At 46.0% G+C, this 4,359-nt stretch carries 6 protein-coding genes and 1 pseudogene; all 7 read right to left on the reverse strand.

What is annotated here, in order from left to right:
* Positions 1-201 precede the first annotated feature (201 nt).
* Positions 202-327: pseudogene (locus AACY42_RS27985) on the reverse strand (PAAR domain-containing protein); the annotation flags it as partial.
* A 41-nt stretch (positions 328-368) separates the two neighbouring features.
* A complete protein-coding gene (locus AACY42_RS27990) occupies positions 369-1,016 on the reverse strand; it encodes a hypothetical protein (RefSeq protein WP_339483734.1) in 648 nt (215 codons plus the stop codon).
* A 203-nt stretch (positions 1,017-1,219) separates the two neighbouring features.
* Positions 1,220-1,552 (reverse strand): hypothetical protein, encoded by a 333-nt coding sequence (locus AACY42_RS27995; RefSeq protein ID WP_339483735.1) that lies wholly within the window; start codon positions 1,550-1,552, stop codon positions 1,220-1,222.
* Positions 1,553-2,048: 496 nt separating this feature from the next.
* Positions 2,049-2,351: a hypothetical protein gene (locus AACY42_RS28000; RefSeq protein WP_339483736.1), complete on the reverse strand. Its 303-nt coding sequence runs from the start codon at positions 2,349-2,351 to the stop codon at positions 2,049-2,051.
* A 73-nt stretch (positions 2,352-2,424) separates the two neighbouring features.
* Positions 2,425-3,054, reverse strand: coding sequence for an RHS repeat domain-containing protein (locus AACY42_RS28005; RefSeq protein ID WP_339483737.1), 630 nt, complete (start codon positions 3,052-3,054; stop codon positions 2,425-2,427).
* Positions 3,055-3,384: 330 nt separating this feature from the next.
* Positions 3,385-3,705 carry a hypothetical protein gene (locus tag AACY42_RS28010; protein ID WP_339483738.1) on the reverse strand — a complete coding sequence of 107 codons (321 nt, stop codon included), beginning with the start codon at positions 3,703-3,705 and terminating at the stop codon, positions 3,385-3,387.
* Between the two features lies 1 nt (position 3,706).
* A partial coding sequence (locus tag AACY42_RS28015; protein WP_339483739.1) for an RHS repeat domain-containing protein occupies positions 3,707-4,359 on the reverse strand: 653 nt, incomplete at its 5' end.

Raw genomic sequence — 4,359 nt, forward strand, 5'->3', positions numbered from 1 at the left:
GTAGTACAAATGGTTGAGCTGACGCTGATCGGGCAGGGTCAGGGTTTGCAGGTTGCCCAGTTCATCGTAGTCGTACTGCAACAGGCCGGCGCTATTGGTCTCGCTGAGCAGTTGGCCGAGGGCGTCGTAGGATGTGTGCCTCCTTATTGTTGTGATTATTTGTGAAAAGCTAGTGGAGTTTCATTGCAGGAACTGCGGTTGTCAGCGGTTCTCGGCAGCGCGGGAGCCGCTGGCGATCAAAGTCGTGCCGCAGGTAGTCTTCATGTCATCCAAATCCACGGGAATGCCGTTGACGGAATGGGTGCCGCTGCATTCGGCAATTGGGAAGTGGCCCTTGCAATAAGGGGTATATCACCAAGTAGCCGTTATCAGTTATTTTTAAACATATTAATTTTTCGCGTAATATCCGATGGCCCTAAATACACAAACCCGCGCTCTGCATCATCAAACTCACCAATTGGCTTCAATACAAAGCCGTTTGAATGGCTAATGCTGCAAATAAAATTTATATCTTCAGTGATTTTACCTGCCCATCCTGGATTTAAAAAAGTAGAAATATCGCAATTCTTGGGTAGGCCTACAATATAAGAGGCGCGCTCGCTTAATATGGCGGATAGTGTAGATGTTAGGGAAGGCTCGGACAGATTTATCGCCCCAAAAAACTTAATGCCTTCCCTTCCTTTAATAAGATGATCTTGATGATCCTTGCCATGAAAAATTTCGACCCCTCTTGCTTTTAAACTGCCCCACAACCTTCTGTGACGGGTAATGCGATTATCTGGCTGCCATGAGTAAGATCCCATAAAGAGCCAAATATTTTGTTCTGGAATCGCACTTTTAAAGCCCGTGTACAGGGTTTTCAGTATGTGTAACTGGATTTGCCGTGAACGCCCTGCCGTCGTCCAGCTAATTGCAGATAAACTGCATTCATCTGAATTTACAGCTCTGCCAAGCTGAATTACATCATTATCCTGAAAGGCATTTTCACTGCTGTTGGTTTTAATTTCAGTAATCATAGTGGTTGCCTGGCTCATCATTGAAATAAGCTCTATTTTGGAGTTCCCTATGCCGAATTCCCGGCCTTGTCGTAGTGATACTGGCGCTGCAGGTGTGGTCCGACTTCCTCGAACAGACGGCTGAGCGGGTCGTAGCTGAAGCGCAGGATTTCGGACTGCACACCCAGGCGTTTGCCCTGCGGTAAACTCCGTTGTAGACGAGCCTACGTTTTTATTAGCGCCAAGAGCATATTGTTTAATTTTGGTTCATATGATTCGTTCCATGCATCCATGGAGAAGTCGCTTATTTTATATAAGTCATTAGGGTCGTAGTGGCATATGACACAGCGAATAGTTCCCATGGTGAACCAAATTGTAAACTCTTTTAGCTTGTCGCTAGATTTTACATCTGTGGACTTCAATGCCGTTTGTATGTCTCTTATCAATTTATCGAACAAAGGGGCGTTGAACGTCTTCTCCTCAAATAATTCAAAGCAAAATGTACCTTCGAATAGATCGTCTTTGTTTTTTAGAATTTCATTTTCTAGCTGATTCATGAATTTAAGTCCGTCGGGATGTTAACAGCCCGGGCCGATTCGGTTTGCGGCGCGCGTAGATTTTGCAGCGTTGTATTTGCCGTCAAGATTGAAAACGCCTTTTGATGAGTTTTGTGATGAGAAGGTTTCTATATGATCCTTGTGCATGCCATCCATATAATAGTAGTCGCCGGGCTTAAATTTTACATCGTCAACTTGCGTCTTTTTCGTGATCTTGAATATTTGTTGACCTTGATATGTTTTTCCTGTTCTTGCCGACACTGACTCGAGTGCTTCTCCTAAGGATGGTCGGTATTTACGTCCGGGAGACTGACCAGTAATGCATCAATAAAGTCTTCATAAGGCCATAATGCTGGGAATCTCAGTGCGCCCCCTCTTGAGAGTTCTTGGTTCTGATGGTTTATTAGTTTTTTATAGATTTACTGAATTCCGCAGTGACGCTTTAGCTCTTTTTGGGGAAGCTGGGATATCTTTATCTTTATCTTTATCTTTATCTTTATGTTGTGCTGTATACGAATGTCTTGAGTTCTTTTTTCCAACAGTTTTTGTCTTGATCGAAATATAGCTTGATATTATTTTTGCTTCTCCTTACGTAAAGTATGTCGGATATTTTTTCTGTTCTTTTTCCAAGATCGTTGAAAAGGTGGAATGTATAGGTTTCTTTGTTGGATGTCCGCTCATTCACTAGTAGCCACTCTATCCTGTCGTCTGCAGCAGAGAACATTTCATTTTCATTTATTAGTGACCAGCCTGATATTTCGAGTGCTTCCTTCAGGTCGAATAGTTTTTCTTTGTTCATCATAAGCTCCCTAAAAAATCTTTTGGTGGGGTAACCCCGCTGCGTCTCAGTCCCGTAATGAGATCATTTTTTGTCATGGGGGCGTCTGGGCCTCCTGGGTGCGCAAGACCTCGTCATGCAGCTGATTGTGCTCGAAGTCGCTGATCACCCGGCCATTGAGGTTGAGCTGATGCAGATGGCTGCTGCCGTAGTACAAATGGTTGAGCTGACGCTGATCGGGTAGGGTCAGGGTTTCAAGGTTGCCCAGCGCGTCGTAAGCGTATTTCAATTCTCCGGCGCTATTGGTCTCGCTGAGCAGTTGACCGAGGACATCGTAGGTATAGTCGAGCCGCCGCTCTTCACCTTGTTTGTTTATAAAGGCAATCGACAACAGGTTGTCGGCGTTATCGTAGGCGTACTCGGTGACCCCGTCGTCGGTGCGTTTTCGGACCAACCGTCCGAGAGCGTCGCGCTCGAAATAATGCTCCAGCGGCGTGTGTGGCTCGGCCACGTCTTTGCCGTCCAGCTCCGGTTCGGCGAGCGGTGCAGGGATATGGTGGATACCCTTGACCTCGCCCAACGGGTCGTACTGGTAAATGCGCCCGCTACCATCCAGATCCTGCTGGGCCAGCAGCCGGTCCAGCGCATCCCGCTCGAAGCGGTAGCATTCGCGGTTTTCATTGCTCAGGTGCAGCGGGCGGCTATTGGGTACTATCGCGATCATCGTCGGGAGTAGCTGCGTTGATAATTAAATTTTGTATATTCCTGACCGACAGATAAATAAATGAATTAGCCGCTCAGGCCACTAGCTTTGAGTCAATGGGCTTGCTCAGTTCTTTCTTGTAGTTAGATGAGTTGTCTTCGAGCAACCCTTCGAATATGGAACTTATCACTCTCATCAAGGTTGATTTGTTCTTGCCTGGGTCTGAGTGCATTTCTTTGTTTGGTTATTCTGAATGATCATCTGAAAAAGCCAAATGTCCAAAAAGTAACTTCAAGGATACGCTCCTCAGACGGCTACATTGCAAATAGAAGGTTTTTTCAAAAAAATGTCTTAGTCTAGGTTGGCTAAAAGTTTAATGATTTCATTTTTGTTTTTTTCGTATGGTGGTTTCCAATATGTTGTATCATTCTCAATCCATTTATCATATGCATCAACGCCCAGTTCTTCGGATAGACTATGGTGGAGGATTTTTCTTGTTTCAGCTAGTTTGTCAAGGACGTCTTTTTCTCTGAAAAATAATAACAGCGCTAGTGCGGTAGTTTCTTTGTCTTCAAATCCAGAACCTATTTTGTCAATAGTAATCACCACTTCTTCTAGATGGGTCAGAATACTTTTGAGCTCTGACATTCCTATTCTGCATTTCTTGCTCATTTTATGGGCACCGTTTGTTGAAAGAGGTTGTTTTTTTATCTAGCACGACGTCGCCTTTTATTTTGAACTCCTCAACGCCTAAATTGTTTTTTCTGAACTCTACTCTTCCAGTGTCTATATCGAAGTCAATATGGTTTCGGGCGTGGTGTGGTCTTATTTTGAATTTTTTAGCTGCATCGGCCATGCTCAGCGGCTTCCCTTTGGCTTTGGTGGCAAATACGGAATTTTGGTCGCCGGCCTTAATTACCATACTATTTTTTATTCCCTCTAATCCTTGATTGCTCGTGTAATGCCGTAAGCGAATAGTTTCGAGGCCGAGCGGATCAATCCATCCCATCGGGTTTGGCGAATACTGATAGAGGTTCAGCCCACCCGCCAACCCAATCGGATCCGGCTGAGTAAACCGCCCCACCTCCGGATCAAAAAACCTGAAGGTGTTGTAGTGCAGCCCGGTTTCGCGGTCAAGGTACTGCCCCTGAAAGCGCAGGTTCTGCTCACCTCCTGCCTGCCGATCATGCCACTCGTCCCGCGTCCTGCCCCAGGCCTGGTACTCGCTGTGCCACACCGTGTGGCCGTCCGTATCGGTCAGCTGTTCCGGCAGCCCGGCCAGGTTGGTGTGGAAGTAGAAGATCGCCTCGCTACCCGGCTTGCCAT

The sequence above is a fragment of the Pseudomonas sp. RL_5y_Pfl2_73 genome (genome assembly GCF_963970515.1).
Lineage (GTDB): Bacteria > Pseudomonadota > Gammaproteobacteria > Pseudomonadales > Pseudomonadaceae > Aquipseudomonas.

Bases quoted from the DNA above. Each gene is read 5' to 3' on its own strand.
- AACY42_RS27990 (WP_339483734.1), bottom strand. From the start codon at position 1,016: ATGATTACTGAAATTAAAACCAACAGCAGTGAAAATGCCTTTCAGGAT.
- AACY42_RS27995 (WP_339483735.1), bottom strand. From the start codon at position 1,552: ATGAATCAGCTAGAAAATGAAATTCTAAAAAACAAAGACGATCTATTC.
- AACY42_RS28000 (WP_339483736.1), bottom strand. From the start codon at position 2,351: ATGAACAAAGAAAAACTATTCGACCTGAAGGAAGCACTCGAAATATCA.
- AACY42_RS28005 (WP_339483737.1), bottom strand. From the start codon at position 3,054: ATGATCGCGATAGTACCCAATAGCCGCCCGCTGCACCTGAGCAATGAA.
- AACY42_RS28010 (WP_339483738.1), bottom strand. From the start codon at position 3,705: ATGAGCAAGAAATGCAGAATAGGAATGTCAGAGCTCAAAAGTATTCTG.